The following is a 22726-nucleotide window of genomic DNA, read 5'->3' as shown; positions in this document are numbered from 1 at the left end:
TGACAGTGATCGCGAGGTATTTTCCTTGAACCTCAGTAGTTCTGAGGCTACTGAGCAGTCAGATTTTATTCACCGACACCATGAGAACGATCAGTCTCCTTATCGCACTTACTTCCCTGACTCTTTCCAACGCATTTGCTGCTGATGGTAAAACCGTATACGCAACTTGTGCAGCATGCCACCAAGCTGAAGGCCAAGGCATCCCCGGAGCATTCCCTCCACTCACTGAGTCAGAGTGGGTTAACGGTCCGGTTGAGAACCTCATTCGTATTCAACTTCGTGGTCTCAGCGGACCAATCAAAGTAAAAGGCGTCGAGTACAACAGTGTAATGGCTCCTCTTGCTAACCAGTCTGACGAAGAAATCGCAGCAGTTCTCACCTATATCCGCAGCCACTTCGGCAACAACTCTGGTCCGGTCTCTGCAGACGAAGTCAAAGCTCTGCGTAGCGAAGTGGGCAAACCTATGCTCACCGTTGCTGACCTCATCGACCCTAGCACCGTAACTGAAGAAACTCCCGACACTACAGAGACATCTGCAGACACCGAGTCCCCTGAAACTTCTGTAGACGCACCAAAGGACAGCAAGAAAGTCGGCTCCATGGAGCACACTTCCTCCATCACCACAGGCCTTGTGATTGGCTTCTTGGCATGGGCTGGTCTCTGCATTGTCCCAGCGATCACTGGTCTTGGCCGAGGCAGATAATCAGCTGACAAGATCAGTATAGATCTTCATCATTTCTCCAGCTGCGTCATGCCACGAGCGTGACGCTGCTTCTTTTTGTACCTGCCGGCGAATTTCTCCTGTCTGATCCTGAGCAAATATCTCTTGGATCGCACCAGCCCATTCATAGTGATGCAGTTCCCTGACCACTCTGGCAGAGGAAAGCACTTCGGATGCACCACAGCGATCAGACATCACCACGGCCACACCCGCCATCGCCGCCTCCAAAGCCACCAGTCCAAACGGCTCGGACAAAGAGGGAAGGCAGAGCACATCCACGTTCTCCAGCAGGCCGCGAACCCGGTCAGGATGAACTCGCCCCACAAAATGGATACTTCCCTGCAGCTTTCTAAAATTCACCACTTCACGCAGTACCGGCAGCCGTTCTCCCTCGCCTGCCAAAATAATGTGCGCACTGGGTTCATGTCTCAGGAGCTCTCTGGCTACCTCCACCATAAACTCAGGAGCCTTCTGGCCAGTCATTCGCCCGAGGAATAAAACCTTCTTCCGGCTACCAAAAGGCGTCACCGGCCCACGCTCAGTCTCGATCCCGTTATGAACGACGCGAACCTTCTCAGGTGATGCTGCATAAGTTTCACAGAGGACACGTTTGGTGTAATGACTGACCGCGACGATACAGTCCGCTTGTTCCGCCCCCCATTTTTCCAAATGATAAATCAAGCCATGATCGTGATAGCCTACACGATCACTCTGTAGCGAATGCACATGCCATACTAGCTTGCAGCCATAGCGCCTTTTCAGACACACACCTGCCAAAATGCTCAGCCAGTCATGAGCATGCACGACCTGGACATCACTCTCTGGACGATTGATAACCGAGCGATTGAACCTGAGTACCTGCTCCAAGAACGGATCGAGTCCTAACGGGTCCCCAGAGAGAAATGCCAGATAAAAGCTCTCCATATCCTCCATACCTCTGAGATCTCCCACATTGGCATAGCTGTTCTGATACGTTCCGATATTAGCCACGCCCCGCTTGTTCACTCCCTGAGAAATCAGTGGCTCGTAGACATGGCCACCCTCATCTGGAGAAAACACATTCACCCACAACGAGTCCTTCAAAGCCGACACAAGGCCCGCACAAGCCTGCCCCAAACCGCCTTCCAACCTGGGAGGAAACTCCCAGCAGAGATGGAGAACAGAAGGATATGACTCAGGTTGCGGAGGCATCGTTGATCCGGGCATCTTGCAGTAACCTTCCACCAGAGCAACCCAATAGATGAATAGATACGATTTCCTCTGGTGATATCCGTCAGAAACGATACTTTGCCTATATCAGCTACTCATTGCAGATTTACTCTCTCATGCATCTCTATCTTACCATCTCGACTGTACTCACCCTGAGCTTTGCTGAAGCTTACGGTGCGGTAGACGCAGTCCCTCTCACCTACAACAAGAATATCTGGAGCCTATCCACTGAGGACATTGCTAAAAAGTTCCCCGTCTATAAGTGGCAACAAGATGGCAACGATTATCTATCCAGTAGTGCTGAAGACTTAGAGTTTATGGGCATGAGCATCCAAGGCCTGTCCGTGCATTCTGCTCCCGATGGAACTCAGTCCATCGAACTGCTGATCTATTCCCCAGAGCACAATGGGGCCATCAGCAACACAAAATTTTCCCATGCCACTCAGGTCTGGAAGCAATTGCTGGACAAAAACACAAAAAAAGTGGGCCGCAGAATGCCATCTATCAGCTCTGAGGGCATCACAGACAAGCGAACCGCTTGGGAGTTTGATGATTCCGTTGCAGTTCTCTCTGCGCAAGTAGGTGATTCCCCCAAGCAGCTGAAACTGACCCTGCTTTCAAAGTCAGCAGGAACCGCTTACCTTCATAAAGAGTCCGAACAAAAAGTAGCTGGCGACAGTGCAGTACTAAAAGAACTCAAGGGCAAAACATCGATTCTCCAAGGCAGACGCTACAAGAAGCAAGACATCGAGGGGGATCCTGAATATTTCCTGCTCTATTTCTCCGCGAGTTGGTGACCACCTTGCCGTGCATCAGTTTCACAGTTGGTGAAATTCTATAACTCAGATATTGCGACAAACGATAAAGTCGAACTCGTTCAGATCTCAGCAGACAGGGAGGAAGACAGCGCTCTCGACTGGGCAAGGAGTGAGAAGTTTCCATTCTACTCCGTGCTCGCCGGTGATCAAAAAAATCTCACTCTCCGCAGCTTAGGTGGACGCGGCATTCCTTCCTATGTCCTTATCGACAAAAACGGCAAGGAAATCGCCAGAGGTCATCACAGTTGCATCGAGAAAATCAAATCACTCTGATCTACCCCATATGGCCTTGGCTCGACTGTTTCTTCTATATATCTTACTCTCTGGACTCAGCTCAGCCGGATCCAGAGGCCTAACAGCTATCGGCATGATCAATGCCACTCCTGGCGAGGAACCGGCCATCTCCAAGCGGCTTTACGAGCTGCTGCAAAATGATGCCCGTATCATTTTCCTGCAGAGCGCAACCCTCGGTTTCCCTTGGGAAGGATCAGTCAAAATCATCCGAGTCCCCAAAAGTCCAGATACGTTCAAGGCACTCATCACCCCCACGAGCAAGAAACAAGTCGCCAAGCTAGTCGAGACTCATCAAGCCTATGACGGACTCATCGTTTACCAATACGATGCCCAAAGCGGCCACGCCAGACTCAAACTCTTCGACAGCAAAGGTAATGAACGCATTCTCGTCAAACTCCCACTCGAGAAAGCCGGCCCTATGAAGGGTTCCCTGCTCAGGCTCACTCGCCGCTCCGCTCTCGTCGCCATCGGCGGCAGCATCGACTTTGTACCTTAATACTTCTACATCACAAAATACCCCGACCAGGAATCGAACCTGGATCTAAGCTTTAGGAGAGCCTCGTTCTATCCATTGAACTACCGGGGCGCTTAGTCGCAAATGCGGCTGCACGCTAGTGTCCTCAAAACGAGATTGCAAGTCATCAATCGCCCTGCCCCTCCTTGAGAAAAGACAAATAAAGGTGATACTTGCAATCTGGCGAATCATCGCTATATCCCAGTCCTCACGGACGCGGATTGCGCCACGAACGCTATCCTTTTATTGCTGAACGATTAACGAATTTCAACTATGCCAAAAGTATTCATCAAGACCTACGGATGCCAGATGAACGAGCGTGACTCCGAGCAAGTCGCCCGCATGTTCACAGAAGGTGGATATACCGTCACTGGAGACGAATCCGATGCCGATGCCATCCTGGTGAATACATGTTCCGTTCGTGATCAGGCTGAGCAAAAGGCCATCGGCAAGATGACTCACATGGCCAGACACCGTGCCCGCAAGCCACACGTGGTGTATGGCTTCATGGGCTGCATGGCTCAGTCCCGCGGTGCCGAGCTTTTCCAGAACGTTCCTCATCTTGACGTGGTGGTTGGCACCCAGAAGTACCACAAAGTTTTTGAATACGTGGACGGCATTCTCTCCAAGCGCCTCGAGCGCCGCATGGACGAACTCGAACTCTCCATGACCGGTGAGTCCGTCTGTGACATCGAGGAAGAAGAAGGTTCCCAGAACACGATCCGTGACCACGTCACTGAAAATATCAATCCGTCTTCCTTCGTCTCCATCATGCAGGGCTGCAACATGAAGTGCTCCTACTGCATCGTGCCAGACACCCGAGGCAAAGAGCGTGGCCGTCCGATCAGCGACATCGTCGAGGAAGTGAAGAAGCTCCGTGACCGTGGCGTGGTAGAAGTCACCCTACTCGGTCAGATTGTGAACCTTTATGGCCGCACCGAGTTCGACAAGATCGACGGCAAGTCACCATTCGTCCAACTACTGGAGCAGGTCAGCGACGTCGACGGTATCGAGCGTATCCGTTTCACTTCCCCTCACCCGATCGGTTACCGCGATGATCTCGTAGCCGCATTCACCTACTTACCGAAACTTTGCTCTCACATCCATTTCCCGATGCAGAGTGGTAGCGATACCATCTTGCGCGCTATGCGCCGCCCATACAAGAACGAGAAGTTTGTGGAAATCTGCGAAAAGATGAAGGCCGCCCGACCTGACATGGCCATCACCACAGACATTATTGTTGGTTTCCCTGGTGAGACCGAGCAGGACTTCCAAGACACCGTGGACACGGTCAAGCGCCTGCAATTCGACAACGCCTTCGTCTTCCGCTATTCCCCTCGCCGCAACACGCCTGCAGCAGAAATGGAAAACCAGCTTCCCGAAAGCGTAAAGGAAGAGCGCAACCAGGCCCTTCTCTCCGTGGTCAACGAGATTGCGATCAGAAAGAACGATGCCCTCGTAGGCACCGAACAAGAAATTCTCTGCACTGGAGCTTCCAAGAACAACAAGGAGACTCTCTCCGGTCGCACCAGCCAGAACAAGATTGTGATCTTCAATGGCGACCACGACCGCATGACTGGCAAAATCTTCCCGGTCAAAGTAGAGGAGTCTACCGGCTTCACCCTCTACGGCACACCGGTCATTCACTAGGCTACGTCAGCCATCAAACTATCTGAATCCTATAGAACGGGAAGCAAATGCTTCCCGTTTTTATTTCGTCACTTCAGACTCTAACAAAACATTCCCTCCTGCATACTAAGCAATATCCAGCAATCTTCATTGATAGCCAGCTTGCCAGCTTTAGCATGCATAGGTCAGCTGAATTGCCGCTCGCAACTAAATTGAGAAGCGCTGCTTGATGGCATCTCGCTTCAGTCCAAGTTCACGCCATTCATTGGTAAGGCGTGATGCTTCAATCACCCCACAGCCGGAAGGAACCATGATCTCCTCACCTGACCAGTGAATGCCTCGGATCATGACGACTGCATGGAACTCACCATGATCAAATATCCCAAAGGGTGCTCCAAAATAAGCGGGACAGCCCAAACGCTTCCTCCAGTCCACAAGCATGGACATGGTCTCCTCAGTTCTTGGCAGAGGCCCCAGAGCCGGAGTCGGGTGCATTTTTCTCACCAGATACTCCAAAGGATAATCACCATACATGAAGACTTCAATTGGCGTATGAAAATGAACTAGGCTGCCCAAATTCATGACGCGGCGCGTACTCCGTTTGACCATGCCAATATCAGACAAGCTTGCCACCAAAGTTTGAGCAACGTACTCGTGCTCCCTGATTTCTTTCTCATCGAAGGCGAAAATCGTTTTTTCATCCGCTTTAGCCGTGCCGGCCAGCGCCATCGTTTTCAACCGACCTTTGCGCAAATGGAGCAGCAACTCCGGAGTCAGCCCGCAGAAGCCCTTACCCTGGTGAACCCAAGCATAGGGGTAAAACGACTCACCAGCACCAGCCAGCTTGCCAATCAGACTCACCGGACACCCAGCCGTAATCTTGCCCATCTCAGTGACCACAGGAACGGACTTCTCAAAGATCCCCCTCTGGATAGCTTCACCAATTTCGGTAAAGACACCGGCAAAGCCCTCAACACTCATCTCTTGCCAGTCGACCTCTAGATCTCCCTGGCTGAGATCCTCAAGACTTAACTCGACTACCTCGCTAGGGATTCTCCATGGCCGACTATCGGATAACTGGAAGTCATTGACATAAAAAGCTACCCCCTCTCGCGGGCACTCTTCAGCCTCAGAAAACGGTCCCAAGCCGACCCTAACCCTGCCATTCTTCACACCCAAAAGGGCAAAATCTCTCCCGGAAAGATCCATTGCCTGAATCAAAACCATCCCGTCTAAACAATCAACCCCTGCTTTTCTGGTGAGGAAAAAAACCGCCTCTAGCCCGCTAAGGGAGGGCATACAGGGTCGATTGTCTTTAAAAACCTAAATTTCCAGTTGCAAAATCCAAAATCATCCCCTAGCTTGCGCGCCCCAGCGAATTTTAACAATTTTTTATTATGTCCAAGCACTCAAGTCTCAAAGCTAAAGGCGGCGCACAAGGCAAGCGCTCTGTAATGAAGCGTTTCGAGCGCGTAAAAGCTCTCAAGGAGAACGGAAAGTGGCAAGAAGGCCAGTCTCCAATCGGCCTGCCAAAGACCAAAGTGACTAACTAATTAGTCTCTTTCCATCGAATTTCATACACCCGCCCGGCGAAAATCCTTTATATTTCGTCGCGCGGGTTTTCTTTGCCCCTCCATCTGGTAAACCGTCATCAACAAATCTTATGAGTGATCAACAAGAAGGCATCCGCCTCAATAAATATCTGGCGTCCTGCGGCATTGGCTCCAGGCGTGCCTGTGATGAACTCATCAAGAAAGGTCAGGTCATCGTCAACGGTAAGGTCAGCACCGACCTCTCAATGCATGTGACCGAAGACGACTTCGTGAAGCTGGATAACAAGCGTGTGCTCCCTCGTGAGACCATGACCATCCTCTTCAACAAGCCGAAAGGCTGCGTTTGCACGAAGGATGACGAATTAGACCGCGAGACGATCTACAAGCACCTTCCACCTACTCTGCAGCACCTCAACCACGTCGGCCGCCTTGATAGGGATTCAGAAGGTCTTCTTGTTCTCACCAACGATGGAGAACTCGCCAACATTCTCACCCACCCCAAGAAAAAGGTGGAGAAGGAATACTTGGTCACCGTGAACCAGGCCTTTTCAAACGAAGTACTCGACCAATTCCTGCACGGGATCTGGACTGGTGAACATAAAGCCTTCGCCAAGTACATCAAGCGCCTCTCTCCGCGCCGCTTCCTGATCACCATCGATACAGGACACAAGCGCCAGATCCGCATGATGTGTAAAGCTGCTCAGCTCAACGTCACCAAACTCGTACGTGTCCGCATCGGCTCCCTCATGGCCAACGGCCTCGAGCAAGGGCGCTACCGCACGCTGGACATGAACGAAATCCAGCTCATGCAAATCAACCCGAAACCCTCGGGCAAGGTGCACAAAGCTACCGCCAAACGTAAACTGGCGAAGAAGAAGACTGCAAAGCCTGCGCACAAGAAGATCCGCAGCACCAAGCGCAACAAGTCATACAAACGCCGCTAACCCGGCAAACCTATGACACAAGTTCCGGAAACATTTCTATTTCTGGAACGTAGTTTGTAGCATCTATGCAAATGATGCTCCTCAAACCTATTACACTGATTTCCCCTATTGCAGTACTCTTCTGCACGCCGATCTGCTACGCGAAAGTATTCACCCTAAAGGGGGATACCGTGAGCCGAGAATTTGACATCACAGACGGCCAGCTCAAAACTACAAAAATCATCAACCATCTTGATGGCAAGACCTTACTCCCGGCTCAGGGGCAAGAGTTTGTTCTTCACCTTAAAGATGGCAAGACCCTGAGCTCTACCAACTTTAGAGTCAAAGATGCTGAGCAAACTAAGCCTGGCAGCTTGGACATCACCCTTCATGACCCCTCTTCAGGCATCGAAGCCAAACTTGCCTTTCGCTACTCAGAAAAGGACCAAGTCATCCGCAAGACCCTTTCCCTTCATTCCAAAGAAGGTCTCATGCTGGACCGAGTAGAGCTTGAGCATATGAAGCTAGCTCAAGCCTACCAGCCATATACGCAGAAACAGATCACCGCCAAAGGCGCCGCCCAATGGAGGCCCGGCATTGGTCAACCACTTTACACCAAGGATTCGGGAAGCTTCTGGGGAGTGGAATTCCCAGCCTCTGTCAATACGGTCAAAGACAGCACCCTCTCCTGCTCACACTACGTCTCTGAAACCCTCAAGCCAAATGCTTGGTGGAGCAGCCATAGCTCCGTGTGTGGCACCAGCGATTCCGCAGACTTTATCAAGGACGCCTTTTTCGATTATATTGAAAACTCCCGTGCTCACCCCTTCCGACTCCAGACCCAGTACAACTCGTGGTTTGATTTCGGCCCCGGTGTCACCAAGGACAAATTCCTAAGCAGCGTCAAAACCGTCAATGAGGAGCTGGTCAACAAACGCGGTGTTCCCGCCCTCTCCGCTTATGTCATTGATGACGGCTGGCAAGACAAGGGAGCCGACTGGTCCAAGACTGGCGTCTGGCCAATCAACAAAAGCAGGTTCAGTGAAGACTTTGCCGCCTCCAGAAAGGTACTCAAAGGCATCAGTAGTGATCTGGGCCTGTGGATGAGTCCAGGCTGCCTATTCGGCGCCCAAGCCGCTATCCCTAAAATGAAAGCTGCAGGATGGCAATCTCTGGACCCATGGATGTCCATGACTGGCGAGGACTACATGAACTCTCTGGAGAAACGTATGATCTATCTCGCAGAGAATGGCACCGAGTTCTTCAAACTCGACGGAATCTTTGGCCACCTCAATACACGCAACTTTGTCGTGGAAGGCTTCAAAGGCTCAGAAAAAGAGCTCAATGACTCAAAGTATGATGAGGCGAAAGTACGCTACCTCTCTGCAGGCACCGAACGCTTGACCGAGATCTTCCGTAAAGTCCGCAAAGTGAATCCGGATGTATTCATTATTGTATCCAATGGCGCCTGGCTTTCCCCATGGTGGCTTCACACTGCGGACACCAGCTGGATGATCAATGCAGGCGATGCAGCTGGAGGTGCGGACCGCACTGCAGAACTCCTCTATCGCGATCGCGTGTATCACGATCTTGCCGTCTCCGAGAATACACAGTTCCCCCTCTCCGCCATCTTCAATCACGAGCCAAAGAAACGTAAGACTGGAGAAACCCCGGAAGTTTTCCGCAACTACCTCTATGCGAATATGGCTCGAGGAACTGGCTTTGTGGAGTCCTACATCAAAACACAGAAATTAAGCCAGGCCGACTGGGACGTGCTGGCGGAAGGCTTGCTTTGGGCACACGAAGTGGCTCCGACCTTCCCATGCGCCCGCATGCACGGCGGAAGCCCCAGGAAGAAGGAACCATATGGGTACACAGCCTGGAAAGGTCAGCTAGGCTACGTCTCTATCTTCAACCCCTCAAAAGAAGAAAAGACCTACAAGTTCACCCTGAACCGAGTCTTCGGCCTGCCGGCTAATCAGGCTGCTAATTCGGAGTATTTCCTCACTTCCCCCATAGAGGAGAGCACCAAGGGGCTAAAAAATACCTATAAAATTGGCGACACGATCGAATTAACACTGAAGCCTGAAACCAATTACATCCTGAACTTCCAACTCGATAAGCCTCAGGACTGGTCCGCCCTTAAAAGACTGCAAGATGCTGCTACAGAGCACTTCAAAAAATAGATCTGACCAAAACTGACCATCAGAAAAAATCACCATCGGGCTAGCTCTCACGAGTTAGCCCGTTCTTATATCATTCATTTCGGCCTGATTAAACGAAGTTATGACCTATAAGCCGTAAAATACGCATTGTCTTCCGCCCATGCTCCTTGTTAGTTATCTTCTACTATCACATTTCACGTCTACAGAGACCTATTAACATGAGCAAAAAAACCGTAGAGATTGACGAGAACAAAGAGTTTAAACCCTCCAAGGAATTCTCCAAAAAAGCCCGGGTTTCCAGCATGGCACAGTACAAGCGCATGCATGCTGAATCCATCGAGAAACCACACCTTTTCTGGGCACGTGAGGCAAAGGAACTCAAATGGCAAAAGCAGTGGAACAAAGTGCTCGACTGGAAAGCCCCTTATGCAAAGTGGTTTGATGGCGCCAAGCTCAACGTCTGTGAAAACTGCGTAGACCGCCATGTCGAAGAAGGCCGTGGCAACAAGGCGGCAATCATCTGGGAAGGTGAGCCCGGCGACAAGCGCGTCATCACCTACCGCCAACTCCAACGCGAAGTATGCCGCTTTGCCAACGCGCTCGAAGCCAAAGGAATCAAATCCAAGGACCGAGTCCTCATTTACATGCCGATGACTCCTGAGGCTACGATTGCGATGCTCGCTTGTGCCCGTATCGGTGCTGTTCACTCCGTCGTCTTCGGCGGCTTCTCAGCTGAATCCATCAAAGACCGTCTCGAAGATTCAGAGGCTGTGGCAGTCATCACAGCTGATGGTGGCTGGCGCCGTGGATCCGTTGTCCCTCTCAAAGCCAACGTCGATGAAGCCCTCAAGGGCAACAAGACAGTCAAGCATGTCATCGTCCAGAAACGCATCGGTAACGACGTCACCATGAAGAAAGGCCGCGACAGCTGGTGGGAAGACGACATTGCTGACGTACCTGCCACCCACAAGGCCAAAGGCTTCGGCGCGGAACACCCTCTGTTTATTCTCTACACATCCGGCTCAACAGGTAAACCAAAGGGCATCCTACACACTTCTGCAGGCTACATGGTAGGCACTTACACGACCTGCAAATACATCTTCGATATGAAGGAAGATGATGTTTACTGGTGTACTGCTGACGTAGGCTGGATCACTGGCCACTCCTACATCACTTACGGACCGTTACTGAATGGCGTTACTCAGATCATGTATGAAGGTGCCCCCAACTTCCCAGACTTTGGCCGCTTCTGGTCCATCATCGAAGAATACGGTGTCTCCATCTTCTACACTGCTCCTACAGCGATTCGCGCCTTCATCAAGGCTGGCGACGAATTCGTCGACAAACACGACCTCTCCACTCTCCGCCTCCTTGGCACTGTGGGCGAGCCAATCAACCCATCCGCTTGGATGTGGTACTACGACAAGATCGGTGGCGGCCGCTGCCCAATCGTAGATACCTGGTGGCAGACCGAGACAGGTGCAGTCATGATTTCCCCGCTCCCTGGCGCAACACCAATCAAGCCGGGTACAGCAACACTTCCGTTCTTCGGAGTTGATGCTGCTATCCTTGATGAGGACGGCAACGAGTGTAAGGCAAACCAACCGGGCCGCCTTGTAATCCGCAAGCCATGGCCATCCATGCTCCGTACTATCTACGGAGACAAGAAGCGCTACAGAGACACCTACTGGAGTGACTACGACGGCATGTACACCGCAGGTGACGGCGCACGCAAGGACAAGAAAGGCAACATCTACATTGTTGGACGCCTCGATGACGTTCTTAACGTATCCGGTCACCGCCTCGGTACAGCCGAAGTAGAAAGCGCTCTCGTGGCTCACAAGTCAGTAGCTGAAGCAGCGGTCATTGGTAAGCCACATGACATCAAAGGTCAGGCAGTGGTCTGCTTTGTCACCCTCAAAGAAGACGCCAAGGAATCTGACGAGCTAAAGAAAGAGCTTCGTAATCACGTAGGCAAAGTCATTGGCGCCATCGCCAAGCCTGATGAGATTCACATCGCCCCAGGTCTACCAAAGACTCGTTCAGGCAAGATCATGCGCCGCCTTCTCAAGGAACTCGTCAACACTGGTAGCATCACTGGTAACGTGACTACCCTCGAAGACTCCAAAGTGATTGAAGCCCTGCAGAAGTCATTGAAAGGCTAATCGCTGGGCAAACACTTCATTGATTATTGCGGGAAAGGCATGCATTTGCCTTTCCCGCTTTTTTGTGACTCCGTTCAAGCCCCCTCTCACCAGCACCAATTAGGATTGATTTGAGCCAAGACGAACGTAAATTGCAGACGATCACCGCTGAGATTCGTACCAAACTCTGCACCAGACCTACAGCTTTAAACTCGTCTCTACATGACACCTTCTCCCTGCTACATCGTCGACATTGCTAAACTCAAACAGAACCTCGAAATCCTACGAGAGGTTAAAGAGCAGGCGGATTGCCATATTGTTCTGGCTTTGAAAGGCTTCTCACTGTGGCACACCTTCCCCCTCATTGCGGAATATCTAGATGGCTGCTGTGCCAGCGGCAAATGGGAAGCCAAACTTGCCCACAAGCATTTTCAAAAGCACATCCTGACCTACTCGCCGGCATACAAGCCAGATGAAATTGCTGAGCTTCTGGAAATCAGTAGCCATCTCGATTTTAATTCTCCTGGCCAGTGGCTCAGGTACAAAGACACCGTGATGAGCCATCCACGCTACATCAGCGGTGCGCTCAAATGCGGTATCCGTGTAAACCCTGAACACTCCACTGGGCAAACTCCGCTCTATGATCCCTGCAGCGCAGGCTCACGTCTCGGGGCCACACTCGCCAGCATCGGCGACATGGACTTCACTGGACTGACCGGGCTACATTTCCACACCCTCTGCGAACAATACACAGGTGACCTCGAGACAACCCTAGAAGCCCTCGACAAGAAGTTTGGCCATATCCTCAACCGTCCCGAGATCACTTGGCTTAACATGGGTGGAGGTCACTGGATCACCAAACCAAACTATGACCGCGATCATCTCGTCAAGCTAGTCAGAGCCACCAAGAAAAAATACAATCTGGAGGAAGTCTGGCTCGAGCCAGGCGAAGCCATAGCCATTCACACCGGTGTTCTTGAATGCACCGTGATTGATCTGATCGAGAACAACGACCACAACATTGCCATCCTAGACGTCTCAGCCACAGGGCACATGCCTGATGTCCTGGAAATGCCCTACCGCCCGGATGTGCTGGACTCAGACCTCCAGCCCACAGGTCAGGCGGGCGAACTCAGTCACACCTATCGTCTTGGCTGTCCTACCTGCCTTGCCGGCGATGTTATCGGGGACTACTCATTTAATAAGCCTCTCAACATCGGAGACCGTATCACCTTTGATGACATGGCACACTACACCATGGTCAAAACCACCATGTTCAATGGCGTCCCCCACCCTGCAATTGCCCTTAAACAAGAAGATGGAAGTATCGAAGTAGTGCGTGAATTCACCTACGATGATTTCGAGCAGAGACTTGGCTAAGCCTTTTTCACTTCAAACACCACCCCCCTCGCTTTGCTTCCTTAGCCAAGCTTTCTAACACTTTCAACTTTTCCCTCTGACGGCTCGCCGCGGTGTTATCCGGAAGAGTTGCAGGTCTCGTATGAATCCTAGCCAGTCCATGGGCGACTAACAGCTCGTGCAAGTAGACTTGCTTTCCATTCCAATCAACAACAACAAAGGCATAGCGTCTCTCTGGTCCATAGACATTATCCCACTTGGTAACGACGGTAAACTCCTGCCTTCGTAAAAGCTTCAGGATGTGCTTCTTGGCCACCATCCCAACGGCCGTTGTCTGATCTCTGCTCAGGCCACTGAAATACTTTCCCTGCTCATCGATGCGCTTTCCATTGTCGTTCCCATCACGGTAGGTCTTATACTTGCTCTCCGGCGTATCCACAAAATAGAGCCGAAACTCTGTGGTATCCCTACCATGTCTCACGTGAAAACTGTCCCCGTCATTGTGACGGTGCTCCTCGAGTGCACACTCCTTCAGAACATCATAGCCTTTACCGGATAATACTACCTCAGTCAGCTTATCTGCTATCAAATCCTCCCCTTCACTAGGTAATGAATCCTCAATGAACTTTTCAAGCTGCTCGACAGCTGTGGGAGGATCAGTCCTCTCTTGCTCCCGTAAATAGTAAGCGGTCACTGCTAGGGCGAATGCCAATAGCAGCCACAAACCCGAGTATTGCTTTCTAGCAGCCATAGAGTATCAGCTTAAAGCCCTTTAAAGCCTTTGTACACCTGATACGTTCCAGTCGGCACAGCTTGTTTGCGCCATTCTTTCTTAAGTTGCCGGTATTTTTTGATAAAGCTGGTAGGATCCGCCCAGTTTCCGGTGGTTCTCGGCACACTCTCTCTATGCATACCGACCTTCAAGTTATGCCTGATTTCAAAGTGTAAATGAGCTGGGTACATCCCCCGGTTATTCCCCATGGTAGCGATCTGCTGCCCACGTGTAACCATGTCCCCCACTTTAACCTTCATGGTACGGTTATGCCCATAGAGTGAATCGCAGTACTCAACCTTGCCTGACTTTGGGTCTCGATAAGCATGACGAATGATGATTACACGGCCCCACCCCCCCTTGGTATCATAAGCAAAGGTCACCACCCCATTAGCGATGGCATAAATTGGGTCATGAAGGTCACTGTCTCCCCCTCCTGTCCCATTCCAGTCTTCACCAAAATGCACAGGCGGTCGCAAGCGCATACCACGAGCCTTGTAGTAATTTTTGGCATCAGGCTTTCCAACAGGAAAATCAAATCCATCCGCTAACTCCACCATGACTTGACCAGCCCGCAGAGAGGCAGCTGTAGTCATCGTCACGACAATCCAGACTAATAAAAAACGTATCATTTAGGGGTACTACTTGTGAGCCGTTAGCTCATGCTGAAGTAAACCATACCAGCAATACCTGCCGCAAAGCAATAGTAGGAGAAGTATTCCAGCTTTCCTTTCCTCACTGCCCCCATCACCAAGTAGATCGCAAACAAACCAACTACGGCTGCCGCCAGTGCTCCAGCTAGGTAGGCTTCATTGAAACAAGTCTTTAACGCAGCCATATAGCTACCCTCAGCCTCTTGCTTGTCTTTGAGAGTAAATACAAAGCCCCCAGCAATGGCAGGAATAGACATCAGGAAGGAGAATTCAGCTGCCTTCTCAGGCTTCACCCCGCTCACCATGCCCGCGGCAATAGTCGAACCTGAACGGGACACGCCCGGCAAGATCGCAAAGGCCTGTCCCACACCCATGATTAGTGCACTCGTAAAACCCACCTTGCGTTCACGGCCTTTCAGCAGCCTTGGAACAAATAGCAGTAAGCCTGTCACAATCAGCAAGCCAGACACGAGAACTGGACGACCTGGAACAGCATCAAAGAAATCCTTGAAGAGCAAGGCTGCGGCCACTGCTGGCAAAGTCGCCAATCCCAGCCAGAGGATCATCATACGCTCCTCCTTCATTTCCGGAGTGTATAGTGAGCGTGTCATATTCCAGAGCTGTCGCTTAAAATAAATGAGCACACTGACTAGCGTCCCCACGTGCAAGATAATCTCAAAACTCAAATCAGAAGCATGTTCGGTAGCCCCCACCTCACGTATTCCCAGGAGATACTGGGTTAAAACGATATGCCCGCTGGAGGATATCGGCAAAAACTCAGCCAAACCCTGCACGATACCAACAACGATAGCCTTCCAAATTTCCATATTATCAAGTGTTCAGAACCATGCGCAGACTAAGCTCATGCCCCGCCGATACAAGCCTCAAAACACCCAGAGGCTTATTCCTCCACTGGCTGACCAGAAAACAGCTCATCGATGGCAAGATAGACGACGGCAGCCAGCATGACTCCCAGCGCCGTGATGTGCGATACATAACCACCAAGCAAATCATACTCCCCAGCGCAGCCACAATTAATGTTCAAGCCAATGCTCCAAACATAACCGATTGCGACGATGAATGTCAGGACCATTCCTCCAATTACCACTAACGCCCCTCGATAGAGAAATCTAAATATCAGGCAGAGTCCCGCAATAATTTCTAGTCCCGGCAATGAGTAGGCCAGCCACATATCCCATGGAGCACCACTGAATGGTGAGATCTGGAAATTGGCAACATCCTGAACAAAGGCCTGAGGATCTATGAGCTTGAAGACAGCAAAAACCACAAAGATGAGGCCAAGCGCCACCCTCAAGACGAGTTCCACTACCTTAGCGAGCCTGGACATGCCAAAGACTATTCCACTTCGCCGTCTGGATACATCTGACGGAACTTGATGGCCTCAGCACCAACCATAGCAGCCGTCCCTAGAAGACTCTCTTCACTGACAGTCACAGGCACCTGAGCTGCAGGACGGGTAAGCCCCATCAGAAGATGGCCATAGACTTGAGCACCCCCGACATGCTGCAACAACTTGAAGGCTATATGACCGGAATCCAGATTTGGGAAAACCAAGACATCTGCTGGAGTCTCCGCTCTGGAGTCAGCCAGTTTGGTCTCGGCAGCCTTGAGGTCCAGAGCCACATCGGCCTGTAGTTCGCCGTCGATATCCAGTTCGATCATTTGACGGTGGGCTAGTTCCCTTGCCATTGCCGTTGCTGCGACAACTTTCTTCGAGCTATCCGTTGGCATGGACCCGTGAGTTGAGTGGCTGAGGAGAGCAACACGTGGAGTTCTGCCCATGAAATGGCGGGCAAGCTTGCCCGCTTCAATAGCTGAAATAGCCAGTTCATTCACATCCGGCTTAGGATTAACACCACAGTCTGTCAGGAACAGCATGTCCTCACTCCCGAAATGTTGCAGGTGAGGAGCCACCATGGCTACTACACTGAAAAGTTTCGGCACGCCCGGCATCGGCTTCACAAAGTTCATCAAAGCCCTGTAGATGGTCACCGGCTGAGCCTTGTTACCACTTACCATACCGTCGGCCTGGCTGTACTGGATCATCATGGCTGCAAAATTGTGAGGTCTCGCCATCATTTCACGAGCATCGGAAACCTCGCGGCCACGGTATTTTTCCATCTTCTCCAGACGGCGACAGAACAGATCCAAGTCCGAGGACTGCTTGGGATCCATGACGTTCACAAAATCAAGCTTCACGCCAATCTTTGCTGCGAGAGCACGAATGCGGAGCTTGTCACCCAGCAAAATAGGGGCCGCAATTTGAAGCTCAACCATCCTACGTGCCACCCGGATGACCCTTTCATCCTCACCTTCGGTAAACACGATCCGCTTCGGATGCCTTTTCAGGGTCTCAAATACCCTTTTAGTCAGTGCATTGGCTTCCGAAAATTGAATCTGCTCTTCACTCATAAAATATACTTCTAACGAATCAGGAAGGAGACTATGAATATCCTCTCACTCGCCGCAATCTAAAAACCCAGTAAAAATGAGGTTTACATGGATCGCACTTCATTCGGAGCCACTCCGTAATATTTTTTGAAGAATTTGGAAAAGTAAGCATCGTCGTAAAACCCAAGCTTTCTGGCAATTTCCTTCACACTATCCTCACTCCCCACAATCAGATGGTAAGCTCTAATGGCCAATTGCTTATTACGATACTGCAGAGGACTAAGTCCGACCTCCTTCTTGAAGGACTTGCGGAAATGCTCGTAGCTCATACCCAATTCACCAGCTATCTCGTGCAAATCCCTGTCGGAACCTGCCAATTGTTTCATCGCAAGGGTGCTCCAGTGATCACGCCTGATTTTCTTGGTTCCAGAATAGGTAATACTACTTAATTTGGCGATCATCAGCTGAAGGGCGCTTACCAAGTGGGCCTGATTCATAGCGTACATCTTCAAGTACTCCTCCAATTCCTTACCCCACTCCTCCATCACCTGAGACTCCCCCTTCCAGAGACCAGACTTGAGATATCCGGCATCTCTCCACAAATCAAAGATAGGCCCCTGAAATACCAAGTAGAGCTCATGCCAATGCTGGCCGGGTGCAGGACCATAGCGGTGTCCGACATCGGGATGAATGATCAGCACATCCCCTTTGCTCACTTTCGATCGGTAGCCGCGCTCGTCCTCATACCATCCCCCGCCATCCATTACATAAAGCACTGCATATGAGCCTAGATAGCGCATGTGCACCATAGCCCCGCTATCTTTCTTATACACCTTACCAGCAACGGATACCCCACCAATCAAGGGATCAATCTCCGTATCCAACTCTACACGTATGTGATTTGATGCCACACCCCCATTCTCCCCCACATAACCATTTTATACAACCCTTATCACCAAACTGAACTACAGATAAGATGTAATATTTGTGAAAAACTAGGGTATCTTAGTAGCATAATACTCAAAAAAACACACGCATTCATGCCTCAATCCATCATCAGCACTACCCTGGCAACACTCACGCTGGTCACCGCCACAAGCTTAGCGCAGGAAAAAATCTCCTTCAACGAGCACATCAGGCCAATCCTGAATTCCAAATGCACTAAATGTCATGGCGGCGCCAAGGCTGATGGAGACCTCTCGCTCATTTACCGCGAGGAGGCTTTGGGCAAAGGGAAATCCGGGAAGACTATCATCGTCCCAGGCAAACCCGAGGAATCTGAATTGTTCCGCCGCATCATCACCGACGATCTCGATGATAAAATGCCCCTTCAAAAGGGCGATCATGCCGAACCACCTCTCCCTCCAGAGGAAGTCGCTTTGATTAAAAAGTGGATTGAGCAAGGTGCTGAATGGGAAGAGCACTGGGCGTATGTCAAACCGAAGAAAGAAAAACTGCCCAATCTCAAGCATGCGGATTGGTCGAAGACTGGTATGGACCAGTACGTTTTGGCCAAACTTGAAGCTGAAGGACTCGCTCCCAGCCCTGAGGCAGATAAAGCCCAGTGGCTACGCAGAGCCTCCTTGGATATCATCGGCCTGCCACCGACCCCAGAAGAACTTGAAGCCTTTGTCGCTGATCAATCAGTGGAAGCCTATGAAAAGCAAGTCGATCGTCTACTTGCCTCTCCTCACTTTGGCGAGCGCTGGGCCTCCATCTGGATGGATCTGGCTCGCTATGCAGACACCATGGGCTACGAAAAAGACCCACACAGAAACATTTGGCCATACAGAGACTACCTGATTCGTTCATTCAACAATGACAAGCCGTACAACATCTTCGTCCAAGAACAGCTGGCTGGAGATTTGATGCCATCACCCACAAGTGATCAGCTTCTTGCCACAGCATTTCACCGCAACACTCAGACCAATACCGAGGGCGGAACAGATGATGAAGAATTTCGAGTCGCTTCTACCATCGACCGAGTCAACACCACATGGACAGCCCTGCAGGGTTTAACCTTCGGCTGCATTCAATGTCACGCTCACCCCTACGAGCCTATTCCACACGGCGACTACTACCGCTTCTATGCCTTCTTCAACTCCACAGAGGACGCCGACTTGAACAATGACTACCCTCATTTCAAGATAGCCAACGATCTCAAGCAGCGTGATGAGACCGCTTCACTCTACACTCAGCTAACTCCTCTGCGTGAGAAAATTAATCAACCTGGCCAGAAAGCCATTGCCCAAGATAAGGGATGGCAGCCACTGAATTACCTAGATGTCAAAACCAGCAGCGGCAAGTTATCTCCCTACCCAAATGGTGAGCTGCGCACCTCTGGCACTCTCGCCATACATACCGACTTCACTCTCAAAGCCGAAGCTCAGAATTTTTCAGCCCTGAAAGTGACTATTATTCCCGAGACTGAAAATCCGGCTGAACTTCCAGAGCGAGGATCTGTTCTGTCACACATCAAAATTCAGAAGCTCAAAGTCGATGGTAAAGCTGAAGACATCAAACTCGCTTACGCCTTTGCCGACACGATCACCGGCCCCTATGACCCATTAGACTCTCTTCGCGGCGGAGCATCCGGTTTTGGCGGTTACCCCAAATTATTCACTGAGCGCAGCGTCGTCTTTGTACCATCCTCGCCCGTCAGCTTCGAACCAGGTGAAAGACTGAATGTCATCATTCAGAACAAAGCTTCAACCACTGGAAATCAAGCAGCCACCCTCCGAAGATTCCAGGTTCATACTTCCACTTCCCCAGTGTGGACCGAACTCATCTCCACGGAGGAGCACAAGCAGAGTACTGCCAAGCTCACCCAACTAGAAAAACAATATAACTCCATCAAAGGAACCAACGTTCCCGTCATTCAGCAGCGTCCAGAGAGCGCCAAAAGAGAGACCCGTCTTTTCATTGGCGGCCTGTGGCTGAACAAAGGAGATCTATACACTGAAGGTGTTCCTGAACTTCTCAATCGCTACAAAGCACCAGCATCAAACCGTCTCGAAATGGCCAAATGGATCACCTCCGAGGAGAACCCATTGACATCACGAGTGATGGCTAACAGAATTTTCTCAGAGTTCTTTGGACGAGGCATCGTATCAACTCTCGGTGATTTTGGCTCCACAGGCGTGGTTCCCACAAATCTTCCTCTATTAGACTATCTAGCCGTGGAATTCCAAGGTACTCACCAATGGTCTATCAAGTCACTGATCAGGGAAATGGCGCTGTCTGCAACCTACCGCCAAGACAACAAAGCCAGCAAAGAACTCGCCAAAGATGACCCATCCAACTTGTTGCTAGCTCGCGGTCCTCGAACACGCCTCAATGCGGAAATGATTCGCGACAATGCCCTGAGCATTTCCGGCCTCCTCACCCCTACTCAGCTAGGTCCATCAGTGATGCCACCACAACCCAACGGCATCTGGCAGACTGTCTATTCTGGCTCAAAATGGAATACAGCAGAAGGCCCGAACAGATACCGCCGAGGTGTGTACACATATTGGAAGCGTACCAGCCCGTACCCGTCCATGATCACCTTCGACGCACCAGCCCGCGACCTCTGCTCAGCTCAGAGAATACCTACCAACACGCCACTCCATGCGCTGATCACCCTAAATGACCCAGTGTATCTTGAGTGTTCCAAAGCTCTAGCCAAGAGGATGGTGAATGAGGGTGGTGCAAGCCTGGAAACACAAATCAGACACGGCTACAAGCTAGCCACCTGCCAAGAGGCTAGTTCTCGCACGGTGGAACTCCTCACGCAGCTGCACGACCAGATGCTGGCAGACTTCCAAGCGAATACAGAGAACTCCAAGAAAATCGCTTCCAGCCCTGAAGAAGCAGCCAAAACGGTCTTAGCCAATACCATCATGAATCTCGATTCAGCTCTGACTAAATAATCCTAAGACTCACACATACATTTCTCAACCATGAACATCTTTGAACAACTCCAACACGACTATCTGCTGAATCAGTCACGTCGTATGTTCCTCTCCAAATGTGTAGCTGGAGTAGGCTCCGCTTGGCTGACCTCTATGGCTTCCAAGGCATTGGCCGGTGGCAGCCATGGCTTACCAGACCACATTTCCCATATAGCCCCAAAGGCCAAGAGAGTTATCTTCCTCCACATGGCTGGCGCACCTTCACAACTCGAACTCTTCGACTACAAGCCAGACCTTAAAAAGCTAAATGGTCAAGACACCCCTTCAGAGTATCTAGCAGGACAGCGTTTCGCCTTCATCCAAGGTGTACCAAAGCTGATGGACACCATATACCCATTCCATCAAGCAGGTCAATCAGGCCAGTGGATTACCGATCGTCTGCCCTGGTTTGAAAAAGTGATCGATGAAGTCTGCTTCATCAAGTCCATGCACACAGACCAGTTCAACCATGCCCCTGCACAGTTGCTATTGCACACAGGGAACTCCCTTCTAGGCAATCCTTCAATCGGCTCATGGGTAACCTACGGGTTAGGCTCTGAGAACGAAAACTTGCCTGGCTACATTTCCCTCGTTTCTGGTGGTAAAGCCCCATCGGCCGGTAAATCAGTCTGGGGCTCAGGATTCCTTCCGTCAGTCTACCAAGGTGTCCAGTGCCGTTCCAAAGGTGATCCTGTACTCTATCTCTCCAATCCTGACGGAGTATCCAGAAACATGCGCCGTCAGGCCGTGGATACGATCACCAAAATCAACCAGGAAGCATATGACTCCACTAACGATCCGGAAACGCTGACTCGTATCTCCCAGTACGAAATGGCCTTCCGCATGCAGATTCACGCCAATGAGGCATTCGACCTTAAGGATGAACCTGAGTACATTCATGAACTCTACGGCACCGAACCCGGTAAAGAATCCTTCGCCAACAACTGCTTGCTAGCCCGCCGCTTAGCTGAACGTGGTGTCCGTTACATCCAGCTCTTTGACTGGGGTTGGGATTCTCATGGTGCCGCTGAATCAGAGGCACTCAACACAGGCTTCAAGCGCAAGTGCAAGCAAGTCGACAAACCAATGTACGCCCTCCTGACCGACCTCAAGCAACGAGGACTATTGGAAGATACACTCGTCGTCTGGGGCGGTGAATTTGGTCGTACTCCAATGCGCGAAAACCGCGGTGGTTCTGAGATGAAATTCATCGGCCGAGACCACAACCCTGGAGCCTTCACCATGTGGCTGGCAGGTGCTGGTGTAAAACGGGGCATGAGCTTCGGCGAAACCGATCCGATCGGATATAAAGCCGTTAAAGATAAAGTGTCCACACAGGACCTTCAAGCAACCATCCTCCATACCATGGGTCTCAAGCACAACAAACTCACGTATCCGTTCCAAGGTCTAGACCAAACGCTTCCCGGTGTCACCAAACCAGCGCGAGTCATCAACGAAATCTTCTCCTAAAATATATTCCTGAGACATAAACTCACAGATCTATTCCCTAAAATTTGAGGATCTAAAAATGGCAGACTAACTGCCCAAAAAGCCCCTGTCAGATATTGTTCACAGGGGCTTTCTTGGGTATTAAATCGCAAGTAAAACCTGACAAGTTCACATTCCT

The 22726-nt window shown here is 50.9% G+C and carries 19 protein-coding genes, 1 tRNA gene and 1 pseudogene; 12 read left to right on the top strand and 9 right to left on the bottom strand.

The genetic code is table 11. The features are described 5' to 3' along the window. Nucleotides 1-80 precede the first annotated feature (80 nt). Nucleotides 81-704, top strand: coding sequence for a c-type cytochrome (locus BUB27_RS07105; RefSeq protein ID WP_143158872.1), 624 nt, complete (start codon nt 81-83; stop codon nt 702-704). Here BUB27_RS07105 and BUB27_RS07100 read toward each other — a convergent pair whose 3' ends face one another. Next, on the bottom strand, nt 705-1913 hold the full coding sequence (locus tag BUB27_RS07100) for a glycosyltransferase family 4 protein (protein ID WP_234991698.1): 1209 nt from the start codon (nt 1911-1913) through the stop codon (nt 705-707). A 134-nt stretch (nt 1914-2047) separates the two neighbouring features. On the opposite strand from BUB27_RS07100, the gene BUB27_RS07095 reads away from it, so the two are divergent. From BUB27_RS07095 to BUB27_RS07085, 3 genes and pseudogenes are all read left to right on the top strand, one after another. Then, nucleotides 2048-2728 carry a hypothetical protein gene (locus BUB27_RS07095; protein WP_143158870.1) on the top strand — a complete coding sequence of 227 codons (681 nt, stop codon included), beginning with the start codon at nt 2048-2050 and terminating at the stop codon, nt 2726-2728. A 12-nt stretch (nt 2729-2740) separates the two neighbouring features. Continuing rightward, nucleotides 2741-3022: pseudogene (locus BUB27_RS07090) on the top strand (TlpA family protein disulfide reductase); the annotation flags it as partial. 16 nt (nt 3023-3038) lie between these two features. Next, nucleotides 3039-3539 carry a hypothetical protein gene (locus BUB27_RS07085; RefSeq protein WP_143158868.1) on the top strand — a complete coding sequence of 167 codons (501 nt, stop codon included), beginning with the start codon at nt 3039-3041 and terminating at the stop codon, nt 3537-3539. Between the two features lie 18 nt (nt 3540-3557). Here the strand turns inward: BUB27_RS07085 and BUB27_RS07080 are convergent. Next, nucleotides 3558-3629, bottom strand: a tRNA-Arg gene (locus tag BUB27_RS07080). A 201-nt stretch (nt 3630-3830) separates the two neighbouring features. Between BUB27_RS07080 and miaB the strand changes: the two genes are divergently transcribed. After that, nucleotides 3831-5207: a tRNA (N6-isopentenyl adenosine(37)-C2)-methylthiotransferase MiaB gene (miaB, locus tag BUB27_RS07075; protein ID WP_143158867.1), complete on the top strand. Its 1377-nt coding sequence runs from the start codon at nt 3831-3833 to the stop codon at nt 5205-5207. A gap of 186 nt (nt 5208-5393) precedes the next feature. On the opposite strand, the gene BUB27_RS07070 is transcribed toward miaB, so the two are convergent. After that, nucleotides 5394-6332 (bottom strand): chorismate-binding protein, encoded by a 939-nt coding sequence (locus tag BUB27_RS07070; protein WP_159434849.1) that lies wholly within the window; start codon nt 6330-6332, stop codon nt 5394-5396. A gap of 251 nt (nt 6333-6583) precedes the next feature. Here BUB27_RS07070 and BUB27_RS07065 point away from each other — a divergent pair, with 251 nt between their 5' ends. The 5 genes from BUB27_RS07065 to nspC all read left to right on the top strand — a co-directional run bounded on the left by BUB27_RS07065 (nt 6584) and on the right by nspC (nt 13351). Further along, entirely contained in the window at nt 6584-6739 is a 156-nt protein-coding gene (locus tag BUB27_RS07065; RefSeq protein WP_143158865.1) for a small basic protein, read from the top strand. A 110-nt stretch (nt 6740-6849) separates the two neighbouring features. Continuing rightward, on the top strand, nt 6850-7683 hold the full coding sequence (locus BUB27_RS07060) for a pseudouridine synthase (RefSeq protein WP_143158864.1): 834 nt from the start codon (nt 6850-6852) through the stop codon (nt 7681-7683). A gap of 65 nt (nt 7684-7748) precedes the next feature. Next, nucleotides 7749-9848, top strand: coding sequence for an alpha-galactosidase (locus BUB27_RS07055; protein WP_159434848.1), 2100 nt, complete (start codon nt 7749-7751; stop codon nt 9846-9848). A 197-nt stretch (nt 9849-10045) separates the two neighbouring features. Next, complete coding sequence (acs, locus tag BUB27_RS07050; RefSeq protein ID WP_143158862.1) at nt 10046-11992, top strand: acetate--CoA ligase; 1947 nt, start codon at nt 10046-10048, stop codon at nt 11990-11992. A 201-nt stretch (nt 11993-12193) separates the two neighbouring features. Then, nucleotides 12194-13351, top strand: a complete 1158-nt coding sequence (nspC, locus tag BUB27_RS07045; protein ID WP_143158861.1) for a carboxynorspermidine decarboxylase — start codon at nt 12194-12196, stop codon at nt 13349-13351. 7 nt (nt 13352-13358) lie between these two features. Here the strand turns inward: nspC and BUB27_RS07040 are convergent, their stop codons facing one another. The 6 genes from BUB27_RS07040 to BUB27_RS07015 form a co-directional block, all read right to left on the bottom strand. After that, nucleotides 13359-14081, bottom strand: coding sequence for a thermonuclease family protein (locus BUB27_RS07040; RefSeq protein WP_143158860.1), 723 nt, complete (start codon nt 14079-14081; stop codon nt 13359-13361). Nucleotides 14082-14092: 11 nt separating this feature from the next. Next, a complete protein-coding gene (locus BUB27_RS07035; RefSeq protein WP_143158859.1) occupies nt 14093-14734 on the bottom strand; it encodes a murein hydrolase activator EnvC family protein in 642 nt (213 codons plus the stop codon). Between the two features lie 23 nt (nt 14735-14757). Next, the gene (locus BUB27_RS07030) at nt 14758-15582 is read right to left on the bottom strand and encodes an undecaprenyl-diphosphate phosphatase (protein WP_143158858.1); all 825 of its coding nucleotides are present in this window, start codon (nt 15580-15582) and stop codon (nt 14758-14760) included. A gap of 74 nt (nt 15583-15656) precedes the next feature. Next, complete coding sequence (locus BUB27_RS07025; protein ID WP_143158857.1) at nt 15657-16103, bottom strand: DoxX family protein; 447 nt, start codon at nt 16101-16103, stop codon at nt 15657-15659. An 8-nt stretch (nt 16104-16111) separates the two neighbouring features. Then, complete coding sequence (locus BUB27_RS07020; RefSeq protein ID WP_143158856.1) at nt 16112-17188, bottom strand: phosphate acyltransferase; 1077 nt, start codon at nt 17186-17188, stop codon at nt 16112-16114. An 83-nt stretch (nt 17189-17271) separates the two neighbouring features. Further along, the gene (locus BUB27_RS07015; protein ID WP_143158855.1) at nt 17272-18078 is read right to left on the bottom strand and encodes a helix-turn-helix domain-containing protein; all 807 of its coding nucleotides are present in this window, start codon (nt 18076-18078) and stop codon (nt 17272-17274) included. A gap of 129 nt (nt 18079-18207) precedes the next feature. Here BUB27_RS07015 and BUB27_RS07010 point away from each other — a divergent pair, with 129 nt between their 5' ends. Together BUB27_RS07010 and BUB27_RS07005 are read left to right on the top strand one after the other, a co-directional pair. Next, nucleotides 18208-21078: a PSD1 and planctomycete cytochrome C domain-containing protein gene (locus BUB27_RS07010; RefSeq protein ID WP_143158854.1), complete on the top strand. Its 2871-nt coding sequence runs from the start codon at nt 18208-18210 to the stop codon at nt 21076-21078. Nucleotides 21079-21108: 30 nt separating this feature from the next. Continuing rightward, nucleotides 21109-22569 carry a DUF1501 domain-containing protein gene (locus BUB27_RS07005; RefSeq protein ID WP_143158853.1) on the top strand — a complete coding sequence of 487 codons (1461 nt, stop codon included), beginning with the start codon at nt 21109-21111 and terminating at the stop codon, nt 22567-22569. Nucleotides 22570-22726 lie beyond the last annotated feature (157 nt).

The organism is Rubritalea squalenifaciens DSM 18772, assembly GCF_900141815.1.
In the GTDB taxonomy this organism is placed as follows: Bacteria; Verrucomicrobiota; Verrucomicrobiia; order Verrucomicrobiales; family Akkermansiaceae; genus Rubritalea; species Rubritalea squalenifaciens.
This window is presented reverse-complemented; position numbering and strand designations above follow the sequence as displayed.

Excerpts from the sequence above, each read along its gene's own strand:
- BUB27_RS07105 (WP_143158872.1), top strand. The coding sequence starts at position 81 with ATGAGAACGATCAGTCTCCTTATCGCACTTACTTCCCTGACTCTTTCC.
- BUB27_RS07100 (WP_234991698.1), bottom strand. The coding sequence starts at position 1,913 with ATGCCTCCGCAACCTGAGTCATATCCTTCTGTTCTCCATCTCTGCTGG.
- BUB27_RS07095 (WP_143158870.1), top strand. The coding sequence starts at position 2,048 with ATGCATCTCTATCTTACCATCTCGACTGTACTCACCCTGAGCTTTGCT.
- miaB (WP_143158867.1), top strand. The coding sequence starts at position 3,831 with ATGCCAAAAGTATTCATCAAGACCTACGGATGCCAGATGAACGAGCGT.
- BUB27_RS07065 (WP_143158865.1), top strand. The coding sequence starts at position 6,584 with ATGTCCAAGCACTCAAGTCTCAAAGCTAAAGGCGGCGCACAAGGCAAG.
- BUB27_RS07060 (WP_143158864.1), top strand. The coding sequence starts at position 6,850 with ATGAGTGATCAACAAGAAGGCATCCGCCTCAATAAATATCTGGCGTCC.
- BUB27_RS07055 (WP_159434848.1), top strand. The coding sequence starts at position 7,749 with ATGCAAATGATGCTCCTCAAACCTATTACACTGATTTCCCCTATTGCA.
- acs (WP_143158862.1), top strand. The coding sequence starts at position 10,046 with ATGAGCAAAAAAACCGTAGAGATTGACGAGAACAAAGAGTTTAAACCC.
- nspC (WP_143158861.1), top strand. The coding sequence starts at position 12,194 with ATGACACCTTCTCCCTGCTACATCGTCGACATTGCTAAACTCAAACAG.
- BUB27_RS07040 (WP_143158860.1), bottom strand. The coding sequence starts at position 14,081 with ATGGCTGCTAGAAAGCAATACTCGGGTTTGTGGCTGCTATTGGCATTC.
- BUB27_RS07035 (WP_143158859.1), bottom strand. The coding sequence starts at position 14,734 with ATGATACGTTTTTTATTAGTCTGGATTGTCGTGACGATGACTACAGCT.
- BUB27_RS07030 (WP_143158858.1), bottom strand. The coding sequence starts at position 15,582 with ATGGAAATTTGGAAGGCTATCGTTGTTGGTATCGTGCAGGGTTTGGCT.
- BUB27_RS07025 (WP_143158857.1), bottom strand. The coding sequence starts at position 16,103 with ATGTCCAGGCTCGCTAAGGTAGTGGAACTCGTCTTGAGGGTGGCGCTT.
- BUB27_RS07020 (WP_143158856.1), bottom strand. The coding sequence starts at position 17,188 with ATGAGTGAAGAGCAGATTCAATTTTCGGAAGCCAATGCACTGACTAAA.
- BUB27_RS07010 (WP_143158854.1), top strand. The coding sequence starts at position 18,208 with ATGCCTCAATCCATCATCAGCACTACCCTGGCAACACTCACGCTGGTC.
- BUB27_RS07005 (WP_143158853.1), top strand. The coding sequence starts at position 21,109 with ATGAACATCTTTGAACAACTCCAACACGACTATCTGCTGAATCAGTCA.